At 62.8% G+C, this 26,486-nt stretch carries 27 protein-coding genes; 5 read left to right on the top strand and 22 right to left on the bottom strand.

All coding sequences use genetic code 11. The features are described from left to right. Position 1 precedes the first annotated feature (1 nt). From ACIPL2_RS01675 to ACIPL2_RS01640, 8 genes are read right to left on the bottom strand one after another with little or no spacing between them, the layout of a single operon-like run. Complete coding sequence (locus tag ACIPL2_RS01675; protein WP_401352384.1) at positions 2–1,060, bottom strand: acyl-CoA dehydrogenase family protein; 1,059 nt, start codon at positions 1,058–1,060, stop codon at positions 2–4. A gap of 10 nt (positions 1,061–1,070) precedes the next feature. Continuing rightward, entirely contained in the window at positions 1,071–2,234 is a 1,164-nt protein-coding gene (locus ACIPL2_RS01670; protein WP_401352381.1) for an acyl-CoA dehydrogenase family protein, read from the bottom strand. Between the two features lie 9 nt (positions 2,235–2,243). After that, the gene (locus ACIPL2_RS01665; RefSeq protein WP_401352379.1) at positions 2,244–2,996 is read right to left on the bottom strand and encodes an enoyl-CoA hydratase family protein; all 753 of its coding nucleotides are present in this window, start codon (positions 2,994–2,996) and stop codon (positions 2,244–2,246) included. Next, positions 2,993–4,105, bottom strand: a complete 1,113-nt coding sequence (locus ACIPL2_RS01660) for an NAD(P)H-dependent flavin oxidoreductase (protein WP_401352378.1) — start codon at positions 4,103–4,105, stop codon at positions 2,993–2,995. The genes ACIPL2_RS01665 and ACIPL2_RS01660 overlap by 4 nt, the downstream gene beginning before the upstream one ends. Beyond that, on the bottom strand, positions 4,102–5,010 hold the full coding sequence (locus ACIPL2_RS01655; RefSeq protein WP_401352375.1) for an enoyl-CoA hydratase: 909 nt from the start codon (positions 5,008–5,010) through the stop codon (positions 4,102–4,104). The genes ACIPL2_RS01660 and ACIPL2_RS01655 overlap by 4 nt, the downstream gene beginning before the upstream one ends. A gap of 16 nt (positions 5,011–5,026) precedes the next feature. Next, a complete protein-coding gene (locus ACIPL2_RS01650) occupies positions 5,027–5,824 on the bottom strand; it encodes a CoA-transferase subunit beta (RefSeq protein WP_401352372.1) in 798 nt (265 codons plus the stop codon). Between the two features lie 12 nt (positions 5,825–5,836). Further along, complete coding sequence (locus ACIPL2_RS01645; protein WP_401353328.1) at positions 5,837–6,712, bottom strand: CoA transferase subunit A; 876 nt, start codon at positions 6,710–6,712, stop codon at positions 5,837–5,839. Positions 6,713–6,724: 12 nt separating this feature from the next. Then, the gene (locus ACIPL2_RS01640) at positions 6,725–7,615 is read right to left on the bottom strand and encodes a VOC family protein (RefSeq protein WP_401352369.1); all 891 of its coding nucleotides are present in this window, start codon (positions 7,613–7,615) and stop codon (positions 6,725–6,727) included. A gap of 334 nt (positions 7,616–7,949) precedes the next feature. Here ACIPL2_RS01640 and ACIPL2_RS01635 point away from each other — a divergent pair, with 334 nt between their 5' ends. Both ACIPL2_RS01635 and ACIPL2_RS01630 read left to right on the top strand, forming a co-directional pair. Further along, on the top strand, positions 7,950–9,122 hold the full coding sequence (locus tag ACIPL2_RS01635) for an acyl-CoA dehydrogenase family protein (RefSeq protein ID WP_401352366.1): 1,173 nt from the start codon (positions 7,950–7,952) through the stop codon (positions 9,120–9,122). After that, positions 9,119–10,309, top strand: a complete 1,191-nt coding sequence (locus tag ACIPL2_RS01630) for an acyl-CoA dehydrogenase family protein (protein WP_401352364.1) — start codon at positions 9,119–9,121, stop codon at positions 10,307–10,309. The genes ACIPL2_RS01635 and ACIPL2_RS01630 overlap by 4 nt, the downstream gene beginning before the upstream one ends. 261 nt (positions 10,310–10,570) lie before the next feature. Here the strand turns inward: ACIPL2_RS01630 and ACIPL2_RS01625 are convergent, their stop codons facing one another. The 10 genes from ACIPL2_RS01625 to ACIPL2_RS01580 form a co-directional block, all read right to left on the bottom strand. Continuing rightward, on the bottom strand, positions 10,571–11,581 hold the full coding sequence (locus ACIPL2_RS01625; protein WP_401352361.1) for a YeiH family protein: 1,011 nt from the start codon (positions 11,579–11,581) through the stop codon (positions 10,571–10,573). Then, positions 11,578–11,904 carry a Rieske (2Fe-2S) protein gene (locus tag ACIPL2_RS01620; RefSeq protein ID WP_401352359.1) on the bottom strand — a complete coding sequence of 109 codons (327 nt, stop codon included), beginning with the start codon at positions 11,902–11,904 and terminating at the stop codon, positions 11,578–11,580. Before ACIPL2_RS01620 ends, ACIPL2_RS01625 begins: the two co-directional genes overlap by 4 nt. Then, positions 11,901–12,563 (bottom strand): DsbA family oxidoreductase, encoded by a 663-nt coding sequence (locus tag ACIPL2_RS01615; RefSeq protein ID WP_401352358.1) that lies wholly within the window; start codon positions 12,561–12,563, stop codon positions 11,901–11,903. Before ACIPL2_RS01615 ends, ACIPL2_RS01620 begins: the two co-directional genes overlap by 4 nt. Next, positions 12,560–13,879 (bottom strand): MFS transporter, encoded by a 1,320-nt coding sequence (locus tag ACIPL2_RS01610; protein ID WP_401352356.1) that lies wholly within the window; start codon positions 13,877–13,879, stop codon positions 12,560–12,562. The genes ACIPL2_RS01615 and ACIPL2_RS01610 overlap by 4 nt, the downstream gene beginning before the upstream one ends. 90 nt (positions 13,880–13,969) lie before the next feature. Beyond that, positions 13,970–15,022 (bottom strand): 3-keto-5-aminohexanoate cleavage protein, encoded by a 1,053-nt coding sequence (locus tag ACIPL2_RS01605; protein ID WP_401352354.1) that lies wholly within the window; start codon positions 15,020–15,022, stop codon positions 13,970–13,972. Positions 15,023–15,108: 86 nt separating this feature from the next. Continuing rightward, positions 15,109–15,957: a TauD/TfdA dioxygenase family protein gene (locus ACIPL2_RS01600; protein ID WP_401352352.1), complete on the bottom strand. Its 849-nt coding sequence runs from the start codon at positions 15,955–15,957 to the stop codon at positions 15,109–15,111. Between the two features lie 14 nt (positions 15,958–15,971). Continuing rightward, positions 15,972–16,952, bottom strand: coding sequence for a quinone oxidoreductase family protein (locus tag ACIPL2_RS01595; protein WP_401352349.1), 981 nt, complete (start codon positions 16,950–16,952; stop codon positions 15,972–15,974). A 139-nt stretch (positions 16,953–17,091) separates the two neighbouring features. After that, positions 17,092–18,876: a SulP family inorganic anion transporter gene (locus tag ACIPL2_RS01590; protein WP_401352347.1), complete on the bottom strand. Its 1,785-nt coding sequence runs from the start codon at positions 18,874–18,876 to the stop codon at positions 17,092–17,094. Between the two features lie 48 nt (positions 18,877–18,924). Continuing rightward, complete coding sequence (ppk2, locus tag ACIPL2_RS01585) at positions 18,925–19,746, bottom strand: polyphosphate kinase 2 (protein ID WP_401352344.1); 822 nt, start codon at positions 19,744–19,746, stop codon at positions 18,925–18,927. A 62-nt stretch (positions 19,747–19,808) separates the two neighbouring features. Beyond that, the gene (locus ACIPL2_RS01580) at positions 19,809–20,471 is read right to left on the bottom strand and encodes a hypothetical protein (RefSeq protein ID WP_401352341.1); all 663 of its coding nucleotides are present in this window, start codon (positions 20,469–20,471) and stop codon (positions 19,809–19,811) included. Positions 20,472–20,677: 206 nt separating this feature from the next. Between ACIPL2_RS01580 and ACIPL2_RS01575 the strand changes: the two genes are divergently transcribed. Genes ACIPL2_RS01575 through ACIPL2_RS01565 form a run of 3 tightly spaced genes read left to right on the top strand, consistent with a single transcriptional unit; the run spans position 20,678 to position 24,363 of the window. Next, entirely contained in the window at positions 20,678–22,219 is a 1,542-nt protein-coding gene (locus ACIPL2_RS01575; protein WP_401352339.1) for an efflux transporter outer membrane subunit, read from the top strand. Then, positions 22,212–23,351 carry an HlyD family secretion protein gene (locus ACIPL2_RS01570; RefSeq protein ID WP_401352337.1) on the top strand — a complete coding sequence of 380 codons (1,140 nt, stop codon included), beginning with the start codon at positions 22,212–22,214 and terminating at the stop codon, positions 23,349–23,351. The genes ACIPL2_RS01575 and ACIPL2_RS01570 overlap by 8 nt, the downstream gene beginning before the upstream one ends. Beyond that, positions 23,341–24,363, top strand: coding sequence for a DUF2955 domain-containing protein (locus ACIPL2_RS01565; protein ID WP_401352335.1), 1,023 nt, complete (start codon positions 23,341–23,343; stop codon positions 24,361–24,363). The genes ACIPL2_RS01570 and ACIPL2_RS01565 overlap by 11 nt, the downstream gene beginning before the upstream one ends. A gap of 85 nt (positions 24,364–24,448) precedes the next feature. Here the strand turns inward: ACIPL2_RS01565 and ACIPL2_RS01560 are convergent, their stop codons facing one another. The 4 genes from ACIPL2_RS01560 to ACIPL2_RS01545 are packed head-to-tail and all read right to left on the bottom strand — an operon-like array spanning position 24,449 to position 26,475. Continuing rightward, the gene (locus tag ACIPL2_RS01560; protein ID WP_401352333.1) at positions 24,449–24,904 is read right to left on the bottom strand and encodes a hypothetical protein; all 456 of its coding nucleotides are present in this window, start codon (positions 24,902–24,904) and stop codon (positions 24,449–24,451) included. Positions 24,905–24,949: 45 nt separating this feature from the next. Further along, positions 24,950–25,285 (bottom strand): Rieske (2Fe-2S) protein, encoded by a 336-nt coding sequence (locus ACIPL2_RS01555; RefSeq protein ID WP_401352331.1) that lies wholly within the window; start codon positions 25,283–25,285, stop codon positions 24,950–24,952. A gap of 2 nt (positions 25,286–25,287) precedes the next feature. After that, on the bottom strand, positions 25,288–25,599 hold the full coding sequence (locus ACIPL2_RS01550) for a YciI family protein (protein WP_401352329.1): 312 nt from the start codon (positions 25,597–25,599) through the stop codon (positions 25,288–25,290). Between the two features lie 3 nt (positions 25,600–25,602). After that, complete coding sequence (locus tag ACIPL2_RS01545; protein ID WP_401352326.1) at positions 25,603–26,475, bottom strand: dioxygenase; 873 nt, start codon at positions 26,473–26,475, stop codon at positions 25,603–25,605. Between the last annotated feature and the right edge of the window lie 11 nt (positions 26,476–26,486).

The raw sequence follows: 26,486 nt of genomic DNA, 5'->3' as shown, positions 1-26,486 counted from the left end.
GTCATTCCTCGAAAGTATGCCCCGGCCCCAGGCCGGTGGCGTCGGCGAACAGGTAGTCGCCGACTCGGGTCTTGTGGAAGCCGCGATCACCCCAGGAGGCATCGAGGGCCCAGGCGCGCTTCATGAACATCTGCAGATCCACTTCCCAGGTGTACCCCATCGCGCCATGCACCTGGATGCCTTTGCGGGCGGCGATCCAGCTCGCCTCGTTCGCCGCCAGCCGCGCTTGCGAAACCCGGACACCGGCGTTGACGTCGCCGCGAGCCAAGGCATGCGCGGCGCGGTACAGCACCGGTTTGGCCTGTTCGATATAACGGGCGACATCGGCCAGGTGATGCTTGACCGCCTGGAAGCTGCCAATCGGCTTGCCGAACTGCTTGCGCTGGGCCACGTAGTCCACCGACAAGTCGAGCATGCGTTGCGCCAGCCCCAGCAATTGCCCGGCCACCGACAGCGCGCCTCGGTTCAGTACCTGCTCCAGCAACGCGCGGCCCTGCTCGCCACTGGCAATGCAGGTGCTCGGCGACGGGGTCCAGGTCACCCGGCCCAGGCGTCGCGAAGCATCAATGCTCGGGTGGTTTGCAACCTCCACTTCGGAGCGTGGCAGCACATGGATGTCATCGCCGTCGGTGAGGATCAGCACTTCAGCCAATTGCGCATCGCTGATCAGCCCGTTAACCGGATGACTGATGGCCAGGCGCAAACTGCCATCGGCGATCCGCGGCAACAGCTCGGCGCGCGCCGGATGCAACGCCGGCAAAGCGGCGAGCAAGCCGCAGGCGACATAGGCGGTATCGGCCAATGAATCGGGAATGGCGTAGTAACCCAGTTCCTGGGTCATCAACGCCCAGGTCACATCGTCCATGCCCAGGCCGCCTTCGGCCTCGGGTACCGACAGGGCGGTCAGGCCCTGGCCAGCGATCTTGTCGCGCAGGTCACGGGAACGCCCGAGGTCGGTTTCCCAGATTTCCCGGAGCATTTCCGGCGCGGCTTCCGTCATCAGGAAACGGCTGATGGCTTCGCGGAACGCCAACTGGTCATCGTTAAAAGTGAAGTCCATGGGCGGTTCCTTATTTCGGCAAGCCGAGCATCCGCTCGGCGATGATGTTGCGCTGGATTTCGTTGGTGCCGGCATAGATCGGCCCGGACTGCGCAAACAGGAACCCCTCCAGCCAGCCCTCTGCATCACCGGCATCCGAGCCCTTGGTCACCAGTTCGCCGCGCGCACCGAGGATGCGCATGGCGGTCTCGTGCATCTTCAAGTCCAGCTCCGACCAAATAATCTTGTTGATGCTCGACTCGGCGCCAATCTGTTCGCCCCGGCTCAAGCGGCCTACGGTGTAATAGGCCGACAACGCATAGGCTTCGGCGCCCATCCAGGTGTCCAGCACGGCATCGCGCAGCCCCGGATCGCGATCGGCACTGGCGCGGTGCGTCTTGTACAGTTCAACCAGCTTGCGGGCCGTGGCCTGGAAGCGCGCGGGCGATCGCAGCAGCAGGCCGCGCTCGAAACCGGCGGTGGCCATCGCCACGTGCCAGCCCTGCCCTTCGGCACCGATGCGGTTGGTCACCGGCACCCGCACGTCGTCGAAAAACACTTCGGCGAAGGCGTCCTTGCCGTTGAGCGCCTTGATCGGGCGAATGCTCACCCCCGGCGTATCCAGCGGTACCATGACGAACGACAGGCCGTGGTGACGGGTCGATCCCGGTTCGCTGCGGAACAGGCCGAACAGCCAGTCGGCGTAGATCGCCCGGGTCGACCAGGTTTTCTGCCCGTTGATCACGTAATGGTCGCCGTCGAGTACGGCCTTGCTGGTGATCGCGGCCATGTCGGAACCGGCGTTGGGCTCCGACCAGCCTTGCGCCCACATGTCCAGGCTTTCGGCCATGCGCGGCAGGAAGCGCTGCTTCTGCTCCGGGGTACCGAATTCCATCAGGGTCGGGCCCAGCAACAGCTGGCCGTTCTGGTTGACGCGCATCGGGGCCCCGGCGCCGTAGTACTCTTCCTCGAAGATCAGCCACTCGATCAGATCGCAGCCACGACCGCCCAGTTCGGCCGGCCACATCACCATTGACCAGCGGCTTTCGAACAATTTGGCTTCCCATGCGCGGTGCTGTTCAAAGCCCTCGCGGGTGTCGTAACTGGCCAGCGGCTCGCGCGGCAGGTTGGCGGCCAGCCAGGCGCGTACTTCGGCGCGGAAGGCGTTTTGCTTGGGGGTATAAGTCAGGTCCATGGCGATATCTCAGAACGTGGCGTCGCGTTTTTCGACGAAGGCCCGCCGCGTTTCCGCGGAGTCGGGGCTGCTGTAGGCCTGCATGGTGAAACCCTGCTCCCAGCGGTATTTATCTTCCAGGTTGCCGTCTTCGATACCGTTCAAGGCTTCCTTGGCGATGCGGATCATCGCCGGGCTCTTCTCGGCGATTTTCGCCGCGATGCCCAGGGCGGTTTCCCGCAACTGGTCCTTGCTGACAACGCGCTCGATAAACCCGTATTGCAGGGCCTCAGGGGCACCGATGCTGTCGCCGGTAAAAAACAGGTAGCGGACTTTTTGCACCGGGAACAGGCGCTGCAAATGCGCACCGCCGCCCATGGCGCCACGGTCGACTTCCGGCAAAGCGAAGGTCGCGCAGTCGGACGCGACGACGATGTCCGCTGCCCCGGTGATGCCGATGCCGCCGCCCAAAACGAAACCATGCACCGCGACAATCACCGGCACCGGATTGCGGTGCACGGCCTTGAAGGTCGCGTAGTTACCGGCGTTGACCTCGACGATCCGCTCGGGATACTGGTCCAGTTCCTTGATGTCGACCCCGGCGCAAAAGCCCCGGCCTTCGGCGCGGATCACGATCACCCGCACTTCGGGATTGGCCCCGAGGGCGTCGATCTGCCGTGCCAGCGCGTGCCACTCCTGGCTATCGAGGGCGTTGACCGGTGGCTTGGCGATCACCAGTTCAGCGATCCCCTGGTTGAGTTGTGTCGTAAATGCCTGGTTCACAGGGGTTCTCCGATACTGGCGGGATGGTTCGAGGGACGGGGTTGGCTGCGGGCCAGGAGTGCGTCCAGGCAGTGCTGGGCCTCGCTGGCGATACCTTCGATGACTTCACGACAACTGAGCAGTTCGCCAATGGCCGCCGCGACCTGGCCGCTGGGCAAAATCCCTTCGTCCGGGGCGCCATCGACCATCGAGCGCTGCAACAGCACCGGCTGGTTGGCCGCCATCACCACTTGCGACAGCTGCGAAGGGTCTTCACGCAGCGCCCGGAAAAACACCGCACCCATGTGCGCCAGGCTCATGCCGGTCTGCTGCTTCCATTGCCAGGCACTGCCCAGGGCAATGCGCAGGCGACCGAACGGACCGGCCTGCTCCAGATGATTGATGAAGCGGTTTTCGATCATGCGGTGGCGCATGCCATCCACCGCCGTGGTCACGCGCACCTGCTGCGGGTCGTTGACCTTCAGATAGCGTTCCAGGGTCGCGGCCGGCGTCGGCGATTCGCGGGTCATCAGAAAGCGCGTGCCCATGGCAATGCCAGCGCCGCCGGCGGCCAGCACCGAGGCCAGACCTCGGCCGGTGGCGAATCCACCCGCGGCAATCACCGGCACCTTGACCGCCGCCAACACCTGCGGCAGCAGGATCGAACTGGGCACGCCGCCGGTATGGCCGCCGCCCTCTCCGCCCTGAATGGTGATCAGGTCGGCACCCAGTTCCACCGCCTTCAGCGCGTGCTTCAAGGCGCCGACGGTGGGAATGCACAACACCTTGGCCGCCTTGAAGCGCGCAATGGTTTGTTTGTCCGGCCCGCGTCCGTAGCTCACGGCGCGCAGGCGGTATTGAATCGCCAGGTCGACGCACTGGGCGGCGTTGTCCTGGAACATGTGAAAGTTGAGGCCGAAGTTGCTGCCGCCGGTGGCCTCGATCACCTTACGGATCTCGCCTTCCAGTTCATCGGCCGGGATGGTAGCCCCGGCGAGGAAACCGAAGCCTCCGGCCTGGGTCGTGGCGATCACCAGATTGGCGTCGGCGACCCAGCCCATGGCGGTTTGCACAATCGGGTAACGGCAGCCAAGGGCCTCGGTCAGGGGCGTCTCCAGCCAGCGGTTCATTGGCTTTTATCCTCGGCCTGCTTATTGGCCCGGGCCATGCCCTTGGCGTCGAAGCCGCCCAGTTTGTCGCCCGACAACAACTCGTTGTGGGCATGGGCGAAATGGTGCCAGGCGAACGCTGCATCCATCGCCGTGCGTTTGCCTTGCAGGTCCTCCACATGGTTGATCGCCTGCTTGGTCAGGGCCAGGCCCATGCGTGGCTGACGGGCGATGCCGGCGGCCAGGGCATAGGTGGCCTGTTCCAGTTCCTCGCGCGGCACCAGGCGATTGACCATGCCCACTTGCCAGGCGCGAGTGGCGCTCATGCGGTCGCCGGTGAAGAGGAATTCCTTGGCGATGCGCGGGTTCATTTCATAGGGATGGGCAAAATATTCGACCCCCGGAATGCCCATGCGCACCACCGGATCCTGGAAGAACGCATCGTCGCTGGCGACGATCAGATCGCACACCCAGGCCAGCATCAGCCCGCCCGCGATGCACGCGCCATGAACCATGGCGATCGTCGGCTTGGGCAGTTCGCGCCAACGCCGGCACATGCCCAGGTACACCTCCTGTTCGCGGGCATACAGTTGCTCGCCACCGGGCTTGTTGGTGTGGTCCCACCACAGGTGCGCACGCTCGAACGGCTTGTCGATATCGCGTCCCGGCGTGCCGATGTCGTGGCCCGCCGAGAAGTGCTTGCCGTTGCCGCGCAGGATGATGACCTTGACGCTGTCGTCGCTTACCGCCTGACGAAAGGCCGCATCGAGGGCGTAAGTCATCTGCGAGTTTTGCGCGTTGTTGAAGGTCGGCCGGTTCAGCGTCAGCGTGGCGATACCCTCGGCCACGCTGTACAGCACCGGGGTGTCCGTCTCGTAGACGGCGTTGTCCTGGCGGACGATGAATTCACTGTCGCTGCTGTGCATGCTCGCTGTCCTTGCCTCAGGCCGTACGGATGCCGGGCGGGTTGCCCTTGATCGCCGTGGCGCGGTAATCGTGAGGATCGAGTCGGCGGATCAGCGCCAACTGTTCACGGGTGGGGTGCGCGGTTTCGTGCAGTTGCGCGGACTTGAGCAGCGGGAAACCGGTGTTTTCCTGGACCTGCTCGAAGCTCACGCCGGGGTGCAGCGAACGCACCTGCACCGCCCGCTCGGGACCGTCGAAATCGAGAACACATAAATCGCTGACCACCCAGCGGATGTCCATCAAGTCGCGGCGCACACCTTCGGGCCAGCGCTCGGCCTTGAAGCCCACACCGGAGACCATGTCCACTTCGCCACTGACAAAAATCCGGGTGTTGTGGCTGGGCACGAAGAACGAGTTGAGGTGGTTGATGCTGTTGCCCGGCAAGCCGCGTACGCCGAGGATCGCCGTCCTGGGCTTTTGATAGTCGCCGACGCAGGACAGGTTGGTCTGGCCCCAGCGGTCGATCTGGGTCGGCCCGATCATCGCGTGACGACGCCCGCCCCAGACGCATTCGAAGACCCGCTCGAACGACAGGTAGCCCGAGTAACGCGGCACGTAGTCGCCACGCGGGCCCAGCGGGATCGGCTCTTCCACCAGGAAGGCCTCGCTGTCGGTCATCAACAGTTCGGGGCTGTGGGTGAGTTTGGCCAGGCTCGCGCCCAGGCGCGGGATCACGCCCAGGCCAGAGGCAATCACCTCGCCATCGCCGCGCCAGGCTTCCGAGGCGGCGACGATCATCAGTTCAGCAAGGGTGAAATCACAGGTTGCAGACATAGTCGCTATTCCTCAGAACACGGGAAGGGGCAAGGCGCCCATGGAATCGGCACCGCCGTTCTGTGCCTGATAGGCCTGCTCGCCAGCGGCGATGTAGGCCTGCACATACTCGTACCAGCCGTTTTCCGCCTGGCTGCTGGCGACGTAGCCCTTGAGGTGCTTCATGTCCCAGCCGTAGTCCGGGGCGCAGGAGGTCGGGTGCGCACCGAGTGGCGCATGCACCACGCCGCTGACCAGATAGCGCTCGAAGGTATTGAAGCGGGCCTGCTCGGCGCTCAGCGCCAATCGATCTTCAAGGCGTTCGCACGAGACAAAACACTGCTGGGCGGCACGGGCGAACAGGTGATCGAAGTACGGGTCCGGCCCGGTCACCAAACAGTTGCCCAGGCGGTCGGCGACATTGACGTGCAGGAACGCCATATCGAGGTTGAGCGCCGGCATCGCCAGCAGCACCTCGCCATCGGCATAGGGCGACTGGATGGTCTTGAGCTGCGAGTTCAAGCCCGTCACGTCGGTGGCCAGGCCGCAACGGGTGGGCAGGAACGGCAAGCGCATGCCGGCGGCGCGCAGGCCCCACTGGAACATGCCTTCGTCGAGTTCCATCAGTTCCAGCTCGCCGGCTTCACGGGCCTTGCGGTAGTAGGGTTCCAGCGGAATGGCATCAAGGGTGGCGAAGCCAAACACCAGTTTTTTGACCTTGCCCGCGGCGCACAGCATGCCCACTTCGGGGCCGCCGTAGGCGACCACGGTCAGGTCCTTGACCGGTGAACGCAGGATCTCGCGCACGATGGCCATCGGCTTGCGCCGCGGGCCCCAGCCACCAAAACCGATGGTCATGCCATCGCGCAGTTGAGCGACCGCATCGGCCGCTGTCAGTTGTTTGTTCATCATGGCGATTCCTTATTGCTGGCCGACCGAAAAGTCGTGCCCCCAAATGCTTACGCGGGTGAACTCGAAGGCCGAGTGCTCGGCCCAGTCGACTTGCAATCCGCCGCAGCCGTACTCCAGGTCGAAACCGGATGGCGTCTTCATGTAGAAACTGGTCATGCGGTCGTTGAGGTGCTGGCCGAGGGTGGCCGACAGGCGCCCGTCATGGGCATGCAGGCGGTCGTGGGCACGGCCGACCTCGGTCATCGAATCGACCTCGACCATCACGTGCACGCAACCGGACGGCACCGGGTATTCGGCGAGCGCCAGGCTGTGGTGACGGGCGTTGTGGCAATGCAGGAAGTGAATGCGGATCGGCGGCGCCGAGGGGTCGGGACGGAAGTTGAAAAGGTCCGACAGCTGGAAACCCAGCACATCCTTGGCGAACGCCAGGGTGGCGTCGAAGTTCGGCGCCGGCAGCACGGTGTGACCCAGGCCCATATCGCCGGTGATGAAACGCGGCACGCCTTGGGGCGAGATAAACGGCAGGCAATCGGAGCGATGCCCCCAGCTCAGCTCGTGGCAGTTGCCCGATGGATCGGTGACCTTGACCAGCGCCTGGACACCGCGCTGCTCGATCTCGGCGGCAGTGCCCGGTTGCCATTCGATGCCTGCGGTGCTGAGGTGCTCGAGTGCGGCCTTGAACGCCGGCTCGTTGGCCAGTTCCCAGCCCGAAGCCAGGTAACGCGCCTCGCTGCCTTCGACGATCAACATGCGAAACGGACGCTCATCCATTTTCACGTACAAGCCACCACCCGGCGCCGCCCGCACTTGCATGCCCAGCACGTCTTCGGCGTAACGCTGCCAATGGCTGAGGTTTTCGATCTGCGAGACGAAATAGCTCAAACCGCGAATGTCGATCATGCCTTGGTCCTCGTTGGCTGAATGTCCTGTCGTGGCGAGCATTGTGCAAAGCGCCAGCGGCGGCTTCATCGTCCGTTGAGACTAAGCACCTGTGGGAGCCAGGCTTGCCGACAAGGACCCCTCCTTCCCTGTAGGAGCCAGGCTTGCCGGCGAACAACGATGACGCGGTAGGTCTGATACACCGCAGCCCCCCATTCGCGGGCAAGCCTCCCCCCTACCGGCGAAGGTCGAGGATGCGGTGCGCAGGTTGGGGTTCTAGTCCGTTTTAGTGATTCGAACTGCGCCTGCCCCGCTCCAGACTCGCGCATTCATCCGCTTTGCAGAGACAGTTCCCATGGAGTTCGCTTTTACCGAAGAACACCTGATGATTCGCGACAGCGCCGAGCGTTTTCTCGCACAGGTCAGCGACTCGCATGCCGTGCGCGCCGCCATGAACCGCCCGGACGCGCACGATCCAGAGGTCTGGCGCCGGATCGGCCAGGAGCTGTACTGGCCGGCCCTGATGGTGCCCGAACGCTTTGGCGGCATGGGGCTGGGGTTTGTCGAACTGGCGATCCTGCTGGAACAGAGCGGGCGCTATCTGCTGGGTTCGCCGCTGTTCGCCACGGCGTGCCTGGCCACCCCGGCCCTGTTGCTCGGGCACAACCCGGCGCTGCAAGAACACTGGCTGGGGGCGATTGCCGCCGGCGCAACCCGTGCCACCCTGGCGTTTGCCAGTGTCACGGGATTGCAGGCCAGCAGCGTGCAAACCGTGGCCGAACCGCATCCGGGAGGCTGGACCCTGGACGGTCAATACGCCCAGGTCATTGATGGCGCCTCGGCCGATGTGCTGATCGTCGCCGCCCGTGCCCCCGGCAGTGAAAACGAACAGGGCATCAGCCTGTTCGTCTTGCCGGGGGATACACCGGGGGTGGTGCGCAACACGCTGGCGACCATGGACCAGACCCGTCGCCTTGCGCGCATCGAACTGCATCAAGTGCAGGTCAGTGAGGCGCAACAGCTCTGCGGCCCCGAACAGGGCTGGTCGGTGTTGCGTGACACGCTGCTGATCGCGGCCATCGGCCTTGCCGCCGAGCAGACTGGCGGTGCGCAACAGGCGCTTGACCTGACCCTCGCGTATATCGCAGAACGGCGTCAATTCAATCGCACCATTGCCAGTTTCCAGGCGATCAAGCACCGCTGCGCCGACATGATGCTGCAGGTCGAATGCGCCCGATCGGCGACGTATTACGCCGCCTGCGCCGCCCAGGAACGCCTCGATCCAGAAGGCGACACCACCGTGGCGGGCGAGCTTGAACAGGCGGCCGCCACCGCAAAAATCCATGCCAGCGAAACGTTTTTCCACTGCGCCGCCGAGTCCATCCAACTGCATGGCGGCGTCGGGTTCACCTGGGAATACGATCCTCACCTGTACTTCAAACGCGCCCGCGCCGGCGAGCAGTTACTGGGCAGCCCGGCACTGCACCGCGAGCGTCTGGCCGCACACCTTCTGGGAGACCAAGCATGAAAATCGGATTCAGTCGTGCAGACGAAGCGTTCCGCGAAGAGGTCGCCCAGTGGATGGCCGAGCACTTGAGCGGTGAATTTGCGCCGCTGCGCTTTCGTGGCGGCCCGGGGGATGAACACAGTTTTCCCGAAGAGCGCAAAGCCTGGGAACGCAAGCTGGCCACGGGTGGCTGGATCGGCGTCGGCAGGGCCAGGGAACAAGGCGGACGCGGCCTGTCGATCAGCCAGCAGGTCATCTTCCATGAGGAATACGCCCGCGCCGGTGGCCCCGGGCGCATGGGCCATATCGGTGAAGGGCTGGTCGGCCCTACGCTGGCCGCCTTCGGCACTCAGGCCCAACAACAACGCCTGTTGCCCGGCATCCTTGATGGCAGCGAGTTCTGGTGCCAGGGCTATTCGGAACCGGGTGCCGGCTCAGACCTGGCCAACGTGCAGACCCGGGCGAAACTGGATGCATCAGGCGAGTACTGGCTGATCAGCGGGCAGAAGGTCTGGACGTCCCTGGCCCACGAGGCCGATTGGTGTTTCGTGCTGGCGCGCACCGAACCCGGCAGCCAGGGGCATCATGGTTTGTCGTTCCTGCTGGTGCCGATGGCCCAGGAAAATATTCGCGTGCAACCGATCCGGCAACTGACCGGCACCAGTGAGTTCAATGAGGTGTTCTTCGACCAGGCCATCACCCGTGCCGACAATCTGATTGGCCAGCCGGGTGATGGCTGGAAAATCGCCATGGCGCTGTTGGGGTTCGAGCGCGGCGTTTCCACGCTGGGCCAGCAGATGCTATTTCACAACGAACTCGACGAAATCATCCGCATCGCTCGCGCCAACGGTGCCGCGCGCGACCCGCTGCTGCGCCAGCGCATTGCCCAGGCCTGGAGCGGGCTCAAGGTGCTGCGCTACAACTCTCTGCGCATGCTCTCAGGCCCGCAAGACAGCGGCCTCGGTCGCGAAGCGATGATATACAAACTGGCGTGGTCGACCTGGCACAGCGACCTGGGCAAACTGGCCATGGATGTGCTCGGCGATGCGGCGGAAATCCTCGACGCCGCGCCCTACCAGCTCAGCCGCCTGCAGTCGCTGTTTCTGTTCACCCGCGCCGACACCATTTATGGCGGCAGCAACGAGATCCAGCGCAATGTGATCGCCGAGCGCGCGCTGGGCATGCCACGGGAGCCACGGGTGGTTTGAACCGACAGCAGGCCAATGCGGGCGATCCCGCGACGGAGGAAAAGCCCCCGGTTCTACGGCATGCCCGGACAATGCGGCAAACATCAAACCCTGTGGGAGCTGGCCTGCCAGCGATAGCGGCGTGTCAGGCGATATTGATGTTGAATGTGCCGGCCTCTTCGCGGGCAAGCCCGCTCCCACACTTGATCGTTGTCGTGCACAAAAGCCGTGTTCGCTGAGCATCTCATGTGGGAGCTGGCTCGCTCCCACAGGGATTGCTATCTACAAACCCCAACGCAACAACAGCAGCACCAGCACGACCAGGAACACCGTTTCCCCCACCATCAGCAGAATCGGCTTGATGCCCACCGCCGCCAGTTCCTTGAGCTGGGTTTTCATGCCCAGGGCGCTGATGGAAACCACCAGGCACCAGCGCGACAATTCGTTGACCGAACCCTGCACCACCGGTGCCACCCAGCCGGTGCTGTTGATGCACGCCAGGATCAGAAAACCGACGGCGAACCACGGTAGCAGCGGCGGTCGTTTGCCCGTCGGGTCGGCGCCCTGCATGCGGGTGATCATGGCCGCACAGACGATGACCGGCAGCAGCATCGCAACCCGCATCAACTTGACCACGGTGGCCGTGTCGCCGGTCTCGGTCGACATGCTGTAACCGGCCCCGACGACCTGGGCGACATCGTGGATCGTGGCGCCCAAAAACACCCCGGCCACTTGTGGCGACAACGACAGCCAATTGGCAATCATCGGATAGACGATCATCGCCAGGGTCGACATCGCCGACACCCCGATCACGGTGAACAGCGTCGCCCGCTCTTTCTGCGGATGGTTAGGCAACGCCGCAGCCAGCGCCAACGCCGCCGAGGCGCCACAAATTGCCGTTGCCCCGCCCGTCAGCATGCCGAACAAGCGCTGGAAGCCCAGGGCCTTGGCCGCCACCACTGACACACTGATCGTCACCACCACCAGAATCACCACCAGCGCCACCGGTTTCCAGCCCAGCCCGGCGATTTGCTCCAGGGTGATGCGCATTCCCAGCAACGCCACGCCGATGCGCAACACGGTGCGGGCGGTGAACTCGATACCGGCCTTGCAGGCGCCATCACCAGCGAGAAAGTTCAGGGCCATGCCCAACAGCAAGGCGAACAGCATCACCGGGGCGCCGTAGTGCTCGGACAAAAATGAGGCGGCCGCCGCCACGATCAGACTAACGACAAAGCCCGGCGCCAGTTCGCGCGTTCGGCTATGGATTTGACTCAGCGCAATGACGCTCATGGCGCGGACTCCTCGGGAACGATAACGATGAATGCCTGACCGTCGACAATCTCAACCGGGTAACGGGCGACTTTGACCTGAGTGGAATTGAGCAAAAAACCGCTGCGCAGATCAAAACGCAGACCATGGGCGCAGCACTGGATCACCTTCCCTTCAAGGCGCCCGCCACACAGCGAGGCACCCTGATGCGGGCAACTGTCGTCGATGGCGAACACCTCGCCCTCGACGTTGAACAGCGCCAGGCTTTTGTCTTCGAACTCAAACAGCGCACGGCTACCGGCCTGCGGGTGTTTGCCGGCAGGTACGGGAATACGCCGAGTCATGCCGATTGCCGCTCGCGGTCACTTTCCTTGAGTGCCTGGCGCATGGCCCCGAGTAAGGCCTCGGCAGGTTGCGCGCCCACCACTGACAGGCGACGGTCGAATTGGAAACTGGGTACGCCACCCGCCGCGCCCGGGAAACCGTCGAAGTGACTGCCGTCACTTTTCAGGCTGTCGGCCACTGCCTCAGCCTCGATGCCGCAGGAGCGGGCAATCGCCAGCAAAGTCTCACGGCAACCCAAGTCTTCACCCTTCTGGAAATACGCGGCGAACAGGCGCTCGAGCAAGATGTCAGTCCGCACAGCATTGCCCTGCGCACTGACCCGTTCGAACAAACGGTGGGCATCCGCAGTGTTGGGCATTGTCGTGATGCGGCTGAAATCGATGCGCAACCCGACGGCCGCCGCAGCCTGCTGCACCTGACCCTGGCGCATGGCTACAGCATCGTCATTGCCCAAGCGCTGGCGGTAGAAATCAGCGAAGGGTTCACCGTGGACCGGCACCTGTGGCAGCAACTGCACCCCGTGCCACACCGTGCTGATCTGCACCTCCGGGTGGCGACTGCGAAACTGCACCTGCGCATGCTCCAGTTGCCGTTTGCCGATCAGGCACCACGGGCAGATGAAATCGAAAAACACATCAATACGTAAACGACGACTCACAACTTCACCTCTAACGCTGCGTCGCTGACCGGGTCATCGACGTTCTGGCCCTTCAGCCGGGCAATATCTGTTTGGTAATGACACTTGGCATAAAAGAACACGCCCGCTGCCGCGATGCTGATCAGGGGCACCAGTTGAAACGCGGCATGCAGGCCGATCAGGTCAGACACCTTGCCAGTGAGAAACGGCCCGGGCGCCAGGCCCAACATGTTGTTGGCCAGGGTCAGCGTGGCGAAGGCCGTGCCATGAACCGAGTAATGGGTCAGGTTGGCGACCATCGCCCCGGCCGGACCGGTGGTGCCGGCGGCAATCACCATGCCCAGGCAGATCATCAGCAATTGCAGCGGTCCCGGCGGCAGCGCGAACGCCACCGACAACAACAGGCAACTGCCCAGGCAATAGGCGATGGCCAGGGCAACCTTGCGTTCTGGCGAGTGGCGGCACATCCGGTCGCTGAGCATGCCGCACAGAATCATCCCGGCGCCGCTGCACAGCACGATGATCGCCGCGACACCACCGGCCTTGCCCGTGGCCATGTCGTAATAACGATTGAGGTAGCTGGGCATCCACACAATCACGGTGCCGCCGACAAACAATTGCAAGCCGCTGCCGATGTAGGTCGCGACCACCGAACGGCTGGAATACAGCGTACGCAACGGCCGCTTGACCGCCGCCGCAGCTTTGGCCACGCGTTGTGGGGCGATGCGTGCTTCCTTGACGATGACCGGGTAAAGCAACGCCAGCAGCAAACCGAACAGCGCCATGCCGGCGAACGACCAGCGCCAGCCCAGCTTGGCGGCGATGGCGCCACCGAGGGCCATGCCCAACACCGAACCGAACATCCCGCCCGCCATGAAGGCACTGGCCAGGGTGGCGCGCATGTGTTTGGGGAACACTGAAATCACCACGGCGATACCGACGCTGCCGTAAGCCGCCTCACCGACACCGACCATGAAGCGCGCGATGAACATTTGCTGATAGTCCTGGGCCAACGCGCAGCCCAGCGTGGCCACGCTCCACAGCAACGCCATCAGCGCGAGGCTTTTGACTCGACCGAAGCGATCCGCCAGCAGCGATAAAGGGAAGGTCAGCAGGCCGACCATCAAGGCCACGATGCCGCTGAGCAGGCCGAGCTGGCCGTCACTGAGTGCCCACTCGCCCTTGAGCATCGGGAACACCGCGTTCAGTACCTGGCGCGACATGTAATCGGAAATCAACAGACCGAACGTCAAGGCAAAGACGATCCAGGCGTACTTGCGCGCAACACCGACACCACTGGCGTCGTCATCGTCTGCGGCAATGGGATGAAAGGCCATGCAGCCTCCTCAAAGCTTTGTTTTATTGTTGTTATCAAGCGTGTAGCAGTTCAGGGGACGAGGGGTTAGCGCCTCGCGTCCCCTGCCCGGTCAGCCGCGTTGCGGCACACCTTTCTGGCCAACCTTGCGGTTGGGGGCCATGCCATTGGCCAACAGGGTTGCTTCGATGCTCGGGTACTGCACACCGATGCGGTAGATCTCGCGGGCCTCTTTGCCGGTGGCGATTTCACGACCCAGTTCATGGGCGATGCGCACGGTCTGCTTGATCTGCGCAACCGAGCCGAAACGATCGCCCTTATGATCAATGATAGTGTCTTCGTTGCCCACGCGTGGGTGCATGCCCATGGCCATCGCCATGGTATTGAACGGCATGACGTTCTTGAGCAGCGACTCGGAGGTCAGGGTGCAGCCGTCCGGTGCGCGGTGGATGAAGTTGAAGAAGTTGAACGGGTTCGGGCCGTCAAAACCGCCACCGATGCCGATCCAGGTCAGGTTCAACGGGCCCTTGTACACGCCCTTGCGCACCAGGCGTTCCAGGGTTTCCATGGCATGCATGCCAGTCAGCTGGAAATGCGGCTGGATGCCATTGTCCATCAGGCGCTTGAGGTGCTCGGCAACCCAGGCCGGGCCGGCCGGTACGGTCATTTCGCTGTAGGCGGCCTGAAACAGCGGGTTCGCCAGGGACGTGCCTTCCAGGTATTCCGGATAGAGCAATTCCATGATGTTCATCTGGGTGGTGTTGATCGCCACCGTCACCTGGTCCGGCTTCGGCGTCAGCTCGGCCAGCATGTGGCGCGTGTCATCGGACAGCCACTTCGCGGCTTCGCCATCGCTTTCGGGGGCGAAGGAAATCGAACCGCCGACCTGGATGATCATGTCCGGCACCGCTTCACGCACACCGGCGATCAGCTCGTTGAACTTGGACAGGCGCTTGGAGCCCTTGCCGTCCAGTTCACGCACGTGCAAGTGCAGGACCGTGGCGCCGGCTTCGTAGCACTCGACCGCTTTCTGGACTTGCTCATCCATGGTCAGCGGGATGTCTTCCGGGAAGTCTTCCGGCATCCATTCCGGGCCGTAAGGGGCGACGGTGATCACCACCTTTTCCATGTTTTCCGGGTGCAGGGAATCGTCGAAGAATTGCATGATTTACTCCGTTCTTATGATTGTCCCGCCCACCCGGAGTCGTGCCGGGCAGGCGTGTTTACGAGTGCTAATGCAGAGAGGGTCGATCAGTAAGTCTTGTCGCCGATGATGCCGGCACGTTCCATCTTGCGATGGCACGGCGGGTAATCCATGACGGCGTAATGCTGGGTACTGCGGTTGTCCCAGATGGCGATGCTGTTGGGTTTCCAGCGCCAGCGCACCTGATACTCGGGGATGTACGCCTGACTGATCAGGTAGCGCAGCAATTCGCCCGCGCCGGGATTGGCGTCCTGACCGAAGCGCACCCGCTCAGGGGTGTGGTAGTTACTGAAATGGGTGGTAAAGGCGTTGACGAACAGCACCTTTTCGCCGGTTTCCGGGTGAGTGCGCACCACCGGGTGCTCGGCATCCGGGTACATCGCCTTGAGCGCCAGGCGTTTTTCGATCGGCATGGCCGCACCAAAACTCGCTTCGATGCTGTGGCGGGCACGCAGGTCGGCGATTTTCACCTTCACGTCATCCGGCAACCGCGCGTAAGCCTCGACCATGTTGGCCCACATGGTGTCGCCACCGACCGGCGGGCATTCCACACAGCGCAACACACACCCCATCGGCGGCGCCTCACGCCAGGTGGCATCGGTGTGCCAGGCGTTTTCATAGCGGTCCATCGGCTGGTCAGGGCTTTTGTAGATGCGCACCAGACCCGGGTGGTCGGGGTCACTGCCCGCCACCGGATGATCCTCCAGTTCGCCAAAGCGACGGGCGAAGGCCACGTGCTCGGCGCGACTGATGTCCTGATCGCGCAGGAACACCACCCGGTGCTTGAGCAATTGGGCACGAATTTCGGCAAAAAGACCGTCGTCGTGGACGGCATCGGCAAGGTTGACGCCGATCAGTTCCGCGCCGATGTTGGCGGTCAATTGTTCGACTCTCATGGCGGGTCGCTCCCTTAAATGACGAAAATCGACGAGCCCGTGGTCTTGCGTGACTCCAGGTCGCGATGCGCCTGTACCGCGTCCTGCAAGGCGTAGTGCTGATTGATCTCGATCTTGATTCGACCGCTGCCGACATGGTCGAACAGCTCGCCGGCCAAGGCGGCTTTTTCCGCCGGATCGGCGATGTAGTCAGCCAAGGCCGGACGGGTCAGGAACAGTGAGCCTTTCATGGCCAGCATGACCGGGTCGAAGGCCGGGATCGGGCCGGATGCCGTGCCGACGCAGACCATCAGGCCACGGCGCTTGAGCGAGTCCAGGGAACCCGTGAAAGTGTTCTTGCCGACGCTGTCGAACACCACATTAACACCGGTGCCCTCGGTGATTTCGCGAACGCGTCGGGCGACATCTTCGTGGCTGTAGTTGATGACATGGTCGCAGCCATGGGCGCGGGCGATTTCACCTTTGACATCGGTGGACACCGTGCCAATGACCGTCAGGCCAAGCAGCTTGGCCCACTGCGAAACGATCAGCCCTACGCCACCGGCGGCGGCATGCAGCAGAATGCTGTCGCCGGCCTTGAAGTCATAGATGCGTCGCATCAGGTACGAAGACGTGAGCCCGCGCATGGTCATGGCGGCGGCTGTCTCGAAACTGATGGTTTCCGGCAATTTGATCAGCGGCGCGGCCGGGATCAGCCGCTCAGTGCTGTAGGCACCCAGGGTGTTGAGAAAACCGGTGTAGGTCACTCGGTCGCCGACGGCCACATGAGTGACGCCCTCGCCCACGGCCTGGACCACTCCGGAGGCTTCGACGCCCATGCCGTTGGGCATCGGGATCGGGTAGGTACCGTTGCGAAAGTAGGTGTCGGCATAGTTCAGGCCGACCGCCACGTGGCGCAGGCGAACCTGGCCCGGGCCCGGATCCCCGACCTCGACCTCTTCATAGCGAAGGACTTCGGGACCACCGGTTTCGTAGAAGCGGACGGCTTTGGCCATGTTTTCTTATTCTCCAATCTGCACTGTTGGCTATTTGCGTCGATATGCGCTGATTGGACTGTAGGACGGCGCCTGGTGAACCGCTTCTCATCAGACGACAATGGCTTTTCATTTCATGACAGGTGCCTGGCGTATTCCGCTACTTGTCCTCCCAGTCGACCCAATCCACCGGGTGCGTCGCCAGGTAGCTATTGACCGCAGCGCCCAGGGTCGGGAAAAACGCGGTTTCGCCAAACCGGTCGAACAGTCCGAAGCGCTTCAGCTTGTCCTTGACCGGGTCCTTCATTTCGGCCAGGCGCAGCTCGATACCCGCCGCGCGCAAGGTTTCATCCAGTTCGGCCAGCATGTCGGCGGACGTCACGTCGACACTGGTGACGGGTTCCGCTGCAATCACCAACCAGCTCACCGGCGTTGGCGATGCCGCCACCGCGTCGAGCACCCGGTCATGGAATAACTCGGCGTTGGCGAAAAACAACGGGGCGTCCCACCGAAACAGGACCAGGCCGGGGATGAGGCGCGCGTCGGGGTAGCGCTGGATGTCATGGTAACCCTGGACGCCATCGGCACGCCCGAGCACCGTCGAGTATGGGCGCCAGCCATCCCAGAGGAACTCGATGACCGCAATCACCACCGCCAGGCCGATCCCCTCGATTGCGCCAAACACGGCCACGCCGACGGTGCAGACGATCGACAGCCAGAACTCCCAGCGCTGAATGCGATAAATCCGTCGCAGGTCGGTGATCTCGATCAGGCCGATGGCGGAGGCGATCACCACCGCGGCCAGTGCACTGTTGGGTAAATGCTGCAGCAAGTCCGGTGCCACCAGCAGCAGCAAGGCAACCGCCAGTGCCCCGACGATTCCGGTCAGTTGGGTTTTGGCGCCAGCAGCCTCGGCAACCGGGGTACGCGATGAACTGCTGCTGATGGGGAAACCCTGAAAAAACCCGGCGGCCAGGTTAGCGACGCCGAGCCCGACCATTTCCTGGTTCGGGTCCACGTAGGTGCGGGTCCGCGCGGCATAGACGCGCGACAGCACACTGGTGTCAGCGAACGAAACCATGGCGACAGCACAGCCGCCGATCAGCACCGGGACGATGTCGGCGCTGGTGATCCAGGGGATGGCGAACGCCGGCAGGCCTTGTGGAAGCGAGCCGAGCACTTTCACCCCGGCTCGCGCGGCAAGGTCCAGCACACCGACGGCAACCGTTGCCCCTACTACCGCGATCAGGATGCCCGGCACGCGTTTGTAGGGTTTGAGCAGCAGGATCACCACCAACGTGACGGCGCCGATAGCGAACGTCGCCCAGTTGGTTTTGCCCTCCAGCACGGCGGTGGCGATGGCCCACAGGTTTCTCAGCGGCCCTTCGGCGTCGATCGAAAAGCCAAAAAACTTCGGCAACTGGCTGATCAGCACCGTCAGTGCGATCCCATTCATGTAGCCGTAGCGAATCGGTTTGGACAGCAGCTCCGTGATAAAACCCAGCCGCGCAATACCCGCCAGGATACACACCGCCCCCGAGACAATCGCCATCATGGCCGCGAGAGCGATGGCGCGCTGCGGATCGCCGCCCGACAACGGCAGGACGACCGCGAGAATGACGGCCGCCAGTGAGGAGTCCGGCCCCAGCACCAGAATCCGGCTGGGCCCGAACAGCGCATAAGCGAGCAGCGGAACGATGGTCGCGTAAAGACCGTAGATGCCCGGTACGCCCGAGGCCACCGCATACGCGATGCCGACGGGCACCAGCATGGTGGTCAGCACCAGACCGGCGACGATATCGTGTCGCAACCAGGCCATTTGGTATCCACGCAGCGTGCGCAACCCCGGCAGCCAGCGGCTCCAGCGACCTTGATCGTCGCCTGTGTCCCGAGGCGCAATCCGGCCCGGTTCCGGGACGGGGGGCAAAGCATCCGAAAGGCTCATAGGACGGTGACCCTTTGCTGTAACGCGCCAATCGACTGAACGTTCCCGTCAGAATTTCTCGGCAACGCGTCTGTACGGATAATCCGCTTCGCGATAGCTGCCGGGCTTTTGCCGCTTGGGCAAAACCACCTTCTCGCGAGGCACCTCCTTGTACGGAATGCGGCTGAGCAAATCAGAAATGATGTTCAGACGGGCCCGGCGCTTGTCGTTCGAGTTGGCCACCAGCCACGGTCCATGTTCGGTGTCGGACGCCTTGAACATGTCGTCACGTGCACGCGAATAGTCGTACCAGCGGCTGTACGACTTGAGGTCCATGGGTGACAACTTCCATATTTTGCGGCCATCGTTGATCCGCGCCTCTAGCCGGCGGGTCTGTTCCTGCGGACTGACTTCCAGCCAATACTTGAGCAGGATCACCCCTGAATCGACGATCGCACGCTCCACATTGGGCACGGTTTTCAGGAAACGATCCACCTGTTCCTGGGTACAGAACCCCATCACCCGCTCGACGCCCGCACGGTTGTACCAACTGCGGTCGAAGATCACCACTTCACCCGCCGCAGGCAGGTGCGGCAGGTAGCGCTGCACATACATCTGGCTCTTCTCTCGATCGGTGGGCGCCGGTAGCGCCACCACCCGGAAGACCCGTGGACTCACCCGTTCGGTGAGCGCCTTGATCGTCCCGCCCTTGCCGGCGCCATCACGCCCTTCGAAGACGATACAGATCTTGATGCCCTTTTCCTTGACCCACTCCTGCAACTTGACCAGTTCGACATGCAGTTTCCTGAGTTGGGCAAGATAGTCTTTGTTCGACAGTTTCAGGCTCTCAGCCGGTTTGCTCTTCAGGGCTTTTTTCTTGTCTTTTGCCATGATCAGGACCTCGCAAATGTCAGTCGTCAAAAGATAAACACCCTCGGCTGCGAGCTTTTACTTCAGCCACCGAGTGCGATGATTGCGGTGATCAGCACCGCACCGGTCACTGTCAGCGCAATCGCGCCTTGCCACGGTTTTGCACCGGCGTAGCGCGCGAGTATCCAGCCGGCGATGAACAGCACCCCGAGTCCGACAAGGTTAGAGAGACGAACGGCGAGCGCTGTCTGGTCGAGCAACAGGAAGGGCACCACCAGCGGGAATGTCGAGGCCACGACCAACAGGAAAACCCCGAGTGCGCCCTTTAGATCATCCAGGCCCAGGCGCGGCTCTGCCGGTGTCGCAGTGATCTCAAGCAGGCGTCGACGCAGCGACTCCAATTCATCCGCGCCGGCCGCCGCCGAGAGACGTGGCGGCAAGGCTTGCGCAATCAGCGCCTGGCCCGTGGCCGCGTCCGTCCCGCCGCGCAACGTGGCGAGTAGCGTGCGCTTGCGGGTGCGCTCGATCAGCGTTCGCAACAAATACATCACCGCATCAGCAAGCCCCCAGGCCAGATTGCAGCCCAGCGCGGCGATCATCATCGTGCGTTCCGCCTCCTGGCCTGAGGTCGCCACGCTGATCGTTCCGGTGAAGGTCATCGCCATGAGCAGACCGAAGATCACTTCCGTGACCCGATCGACGGGATCGAGCACCCGTGCGCGCTTTGGTTCTTCAGTGCCTTGCATGCTTCCTGCCTTGCGGATACGTACCCGCGTAATGCGAGGTTCATCGGTCAGTGCAGCGATTTTTCCAGGGCCGGTCTTTTCAGCACCCCTACAGTGTAGTTTCAAAAAACCTTGTCACTTCCGTTATGGGCGAATATGCAAAATGCTCAACTTGCCTATCCGGACGTCTATGCTCCCTGTGATCTTCCTGCACTGGAAAATGCGTAATGCATTCATCTACATCCGGCCGATTCCTGATGCTTGGCGCGCTTGCGCTCAGTGGCTGCGTGCGGCTGGGTCCGGATTTCCAGCCGCCGGGTGAAGCGTGGGTCAAACACTGGGACACCCCGGCCCTCGAGCAATCCAGCCAACGTGGAATGAACCCGGACCTGCGCCAGTGGTGGCAGGTGTTCACCGATCCAGTGCTCGACCGTTTGATTGCCGAGTCGGACGCGCACAACGCCAGCCTCAAGATCGCCGGCCTGCGCGTCATGGAAGCTCGCGCCCAGCTGGGCATTGCCCAAAGCGGCCTTTACCCACAACTGCAACAGGCCAGCGCCGACAGTTTGTACTTCAACCGCAAGCAATCCGGGGGGACTAACCCGCAGGACAGCCATTTCTGGCAGTACAGCGCCGGGTTTGATGTGGGGTGGGAGCTGGATTTCTGGGGACGCTTCAGTCGCGCCATCGAGTCGTCCGATGCCAGCTACTTCGCCGCCCAGGCCAACTATGAAGACGTGCTTGTGCTGCTACGGGCGCAAGTGGCCGACACCTATTACTCATTGCGCACCACCGAAGCCCGTTTGCGCGTCGCCCGGGAAAACGCCAAACAACAACAGCGCAATTTCGAGATCACCGAGAAGCTGTTCAACAGCGGCCAGCAAGCCGAACTCGACCTGCAACAAGCCAAGACCCAATACCTGGGCACGTTGAGCACCATTCCCAACCTGGAAGATCAACTACAGCGCACACGCAACGCCTTGGCCGTGTTGATCGGCCAGCCGCCCGGCGGGCTGCCGCAGCTGCTGGAAAATGAAGGATTGATCCCGCTGGTCGACCGCGCGGTGCTGCAAGACGTGCCGGCCAATTTGTTGCTGCGCCGGCCCGACGTGCGTGCCGCCGAGCTGAATGTCGCCGCTCAATCGGCGTTGATCGGCGTGGCCGAAAGCGATTTCTATCCGTCGCTGACCTTGCTCGGCAGCATCGTCTGGTCGGCCGACACGCTCAACGGTACATCGAGGACGCTGGACCTGATCGGCGGCCCCAGCTTGCGCTGGAATCTGTTCGACCATGGTCAGATCAGCAACAACGTGCGTGTGCAGGATGCGCGTTTGCAGCAACTGATCGAGGTGTACCGCGACAAGGTTCGCCAGGCCGCACGCGAGGCGGACGACGCGGCGAACGGTCTGATCAAATCGCTGGAGCGCGAACGCATCCTGCGCGAGGCCGAAGTCGCGGCCAAGCGTTCGCTGGTGCTGGCCAACACTCAGTACCGGGAAGGTTATTCGGATTTCCAGCGGGTGCTGGATGCACAGCGCGCGCTGCTCGAACAACAGGACAACTACCTGGTCGCCCGCAGCAATGCGGTGAGCAATGTGATTGCCTTGTACAAAGCCATGGGCGGTGGCTGGTACAGCGCCTTGCCGCGCGTCGATCCAGCCACCCGCCGGCACATGGAAAAACGCACGGACTGGGGCGATCTGCTGAATGAACCTGACGCTGCGCTGCCAGCCTTTCCTCTTCCAGACAAGGTAGACAACCATGAGTGAAGCCGCGCAGCCCTCCCCCGACGCGCCCTCCTCCAAGCCACCGGCGCCGGCCGCCGACCCGGCGAAAAAAGGCATCAAGTGGGTGTTGCTGCTGATTGTCTTGAGCCTGGCCTGGTACCTGTTGGCTGACCGCTACACGCCGTATACGCAACAGGCGCGAGTAGGCGCGTTTGTCATTCCGGTGGCGTCAGAGGTGGCGGGCCGCGTCGTGCGTGTCAACGTGCGCAACAACCAGGACGTCAAGGCCGGCGATGTGCTGTTCGAGGTGGACCCGCAGCCGTATCAGATCGCCGTCGACCGTGCCCGCGCAGACCTTGAATCGACACGCCGCCAGATCGGTGCCAGCACCGCCGGCATTGCTTCGGCGCAAGCCAATTTACGCGCCGCCCAGGCCAACGAACTCAAGGCGAAACAGGACAACCAGCGTCTGGAAGGCTTGTATCGCGAAGACCCTGGCACGATTTCCGTGCGCCTGCTGGAAGTGTCTCGCGCCAACCGCGAACAGGCGGTCAGTCAAGTGGCCCAGGCCCGTGCCGAAGTGCAGCGGGCGCGTGAGCAGGAAGGTGGCAGTCAGGAAGACAACGCCTTGCTGCGCAGCGCCGCCACCGCGCTGTCAAAAGCCGAGCTGGACCTGTCAAACACGCAGATACGCGCACGTTCGGCGGGGTTGATCACCGATCTGCGCACCGACGCCGGACAGTTCGCGGGTGCCGGCAGCCCGGTCATGACGTTGATTGCCATCCATGATGTGTGGATCAGCGCGGATCTGACCGAGAACAATCTCGGCCTGGTCAAGCTCGAGACTCCGGTTTCGATTGTTCTGGATTCGCTGCCGGGCGAAGTGTTCGAGGGCCGCGTGCGCAGCATGGGCTATGGCGTCAGCGTCGGTCAGCCGCCCGCGCCGGGCACCTTGCCCAGTGTGCAGAACAGTCGCGACTGGCTGCGCCCGGCCCAACGTTTTCCGGTGATTATCGAGTTTTCCGAGACGTCCATGAAGGAGCTGCGCGAGAGTGGCGCCATCCGTGCCGGTGGGCAGGCCGAAGTCATGGCGTTCCCGAGCCAGGGCAATCCGCTGAACCTGCTGGGCCGGGTGTTTCTCGGACTGATGAGCTGGCTGTCGTATGTTTATTAAACGCACAGCCCGGGATCAGCGCGCGCTTCGGCTGGCCACTGGCACCGCACTGTGCCTCGCGGCGAGCTTCGGCCTGGGCTTGCCGCTGCCGTTTCTCGGGCCGGTACTGTGCCTGATGCTGCTGGCCATGCTTAATCGGGCGCTGCCGTTCAAAACCAGTCTGGTGCTCGCTCTGGTGGCGGCGCTGACCACGGGCGTCGGCTTGTTGTTGATTCCGATCCTGCGTTACTACCCCATCAGCGGTGTGCTGTTGATCGGCGTCTGTCTGTTCCTGGCCTTCCGTTTTGGCTTGAGTGGCGGCAATAACCTGGTCGTGACATTTCTGGTGATTGGCCTGACCATGATTTCCTCGGCCGGTGTCGCCGAATTTGACCTGGCGGCGATGGTCATTGCTGCCCTGGTCAAGGGGTTGCTCCTCGCCGTCACGGTGATGGCCATCAGTCATTGGCTGTTCCCGGAACCGGTCAACGCCCCAACCCCGCCGCGCGCCCCGCCCCTGTCCGCCGAAGCCACTGGCCGGGTGGCGCTACGTGCAACCTTGATCGTGTTGCCCACTTTCCTGTTGGCGCTGATCAATCCGGCCAGCTATCTGCCGATCATCCTCAAAGCGGTCAGCCTCGGGCAGCAAAGCGAGACCACCAGCGCGCGCAACGCCGGTCGCGAACTGGTCGGTTCAACCCTGCTCGGTGGGGTGTTGGCGATCCTGTTCTGGTGCGCGCTCAGCCTGTTTGTGCACCTGTGGATGTTCTTTCTGTGGATGCTGCTGTTCGGCCTGATACTGGCGCGCAAGCTCTACGCCCTGAGCCCGACCCGTTTAAGCCCGGGGTTCTGGCTGAATACGCTGATCACCATGATTATCCTGCTGGGCCAGTCGGTTCAGGACAGCGCGGCGGGCAAAGACGTCTACACCGCTTTTGCGGTGCGCATGGGGTTGTTCATCTTCGTCACGCTGTATGCCGTGTTGATGGTTCACCTGCTCGATCAGCGCACGGCTCAGAAAAGCTTTTCGTAGGCGCGAGGCTTGCCCGCGAAGGCGATCTTGTGGACGCCTTCGCGGGCAAGCCTCGCTCCTACAGGTCCGGGGTTTCCGGGAGGGTTCAGGGGTTGACCTGATAGCCCTTTCCTTGCAGGCAACTGGTATAGGCCGTTGACGTGGTTGCGGCGCTGGTTTTCTGTTGTGCGCGGCGTTCCTGACGCTGGCGTGAGCCGCCCACCACCGCGCCCGCCGCCGCGGTCTCTTTGGCGCGATTCTGGCGATAGTCCTGCTTTACATCATCGTCGACACGATCATAAAACTCGTCATGCTGACGCCCGCGCACCTGAGCCCCCGCCGCACCGGCGGCCGCGCCCACCGCGGCACCCTTCAGCCTTCCACCCGAAGGCGACGTAGCCGTCGAAGCGCTCTGACTGGCCGCAATGTTGTGGCATTCAGTAATGTCCGTTTGGGTTTGTTGTGAACTCTGGCCTTTCATCGGCACCACCGTTTCGGCCCAGCCCTGGACACTGAAAACCGACAATGCGACGCACAGACTGATGGGCGACAACCTTTTCATGATGACCTCCGGATGAGCCTGGTTCTCACCATCAAAGAGTGTAGATCACACCTCCATCACCAACCGGTCTTCGACCCAATGCACCGGCACCGGCTCCAGTTGTGCACCCTTGCACGGCCCGTCGATGCAATGCCCGTCTTCGAAACGAAACATCGCGCTGTGATGAGCGCACATCAGGATCTTGCCGCGATAGGTGCAGAATTCTTGCGGGCGAAAGTCCAGCGGCACCGAGAAATGCGGGCAGCGGTTGATGTACACCCAGACCTGCTCGCCTTGACGAACGGCAATCAGCCCGGCGGGATGCAGCTGCTGGTGCTCGGGCAGCCCCAGAGCGCCGCCGTCGGTGATGTCATCCCGTTGGCACAAGGTGATGGTGGTCATGGTCAGCCACGCAATTCCGGGTTGCCAAGGCTCCAGTGCCAGGGACGGATCTGGATGCTGGCAAACAGACCGGCCTGAACATACGGGTCGTCCTGGATGAACGCTTCCACCTCCGGTAGGCTGCCCGCCTCAATCACCAGCAACGTGCCATTCATCGCCGCGCCCGCCTCGTCGAGGGTCGGACCGCCGAGACGGACGATCACCCGATGCGTCTCGGTCGCGCGCAAGTGGGCTTGATGACTGGGCCGCAAACGCTGACGCAAGGCCAGCGAGTCCGGGTGGTCTGTAGCGAATACCGCAAAAAACTGTCCCATGATTCATTCGGTTTCCATGACGAATTCGTAACACGCACGCTTGAACGGCAAGTCGATGCCCAGGTCGGCAGACAGATCATCGTGAGTGACCCGGTCTTCATAGATCACCTGCAACGACTGTTTGACGCCGAACACCGCATCCGACGCCAGGTACGGATCATCGTGATTGAACAGGTGCGTGACCAATTTGCGATAACCCGGCACGTCGATCATGAAATGCAGGTGCGCCGGTCGCCACGGGTGACGGTTGGCAGCATTGAGCATGCGCCCGACCGGGCCATCCGTAGGGATCGGGTAGCACACCGGGACAATCGTACGAATCGCGAAATAGCCGTTGGCATCGGTGCGATAGCGACCGCGCAGATTGCCAACCGGTTGTTCGGTGTCCTGGCCTGAATACATGCCGTTTTCGGCGGTTTGCCAGACGTCCAGCACCGCGCCGGCCAGCGGCTCGCCGTGGGTATCGACCACACGCCCGCGCACCAGCGCCGTTTCGCCCGGCGTGAAGGCCATGTTTTCGCCGAACGCACGCTCCGGCATGCCTTCGATGTAGAACGGCCCGAACACCGTGGTCTCGGTCGCGCTGGCACTGTGCCGATGGTTGATCGCATCGACCAGCATCGACACGCCGAGGGTGTCCGACAGCAGGATGAATTCCTGGCGCACCAGCCCGTCGCACGTGTGGCCGGTGTCGGTGAGAAAACGGATGCCTTCAAACCATTCCTGTTCGGTCAGTTCGACGTCGCTGACAAACGCATGCAGGTGACGCACCAGGCTTTGCATGATCTGTTTGTAACGCGCATTGGGCGCGTCGTTGAAGCTGTCCACCGCATGCCGGGAGATCAGCATTTCTGCGGCTTTGTCTTGATCGGTCATTGTTATTGTTC

It is taken from the genome of Pseudomonas sp. NPDC086251 (assembly GCF_044746405.1).
Classification (GTDB): Bacteria; Pseudomonadota; Gammaproteobacteria; order Pseudomonadales; family Pseudomonadaceae; genus Aquipseudomonas.
This window is presented reverse-complemented; position numbering and strand designations above follow the sequence as displayed.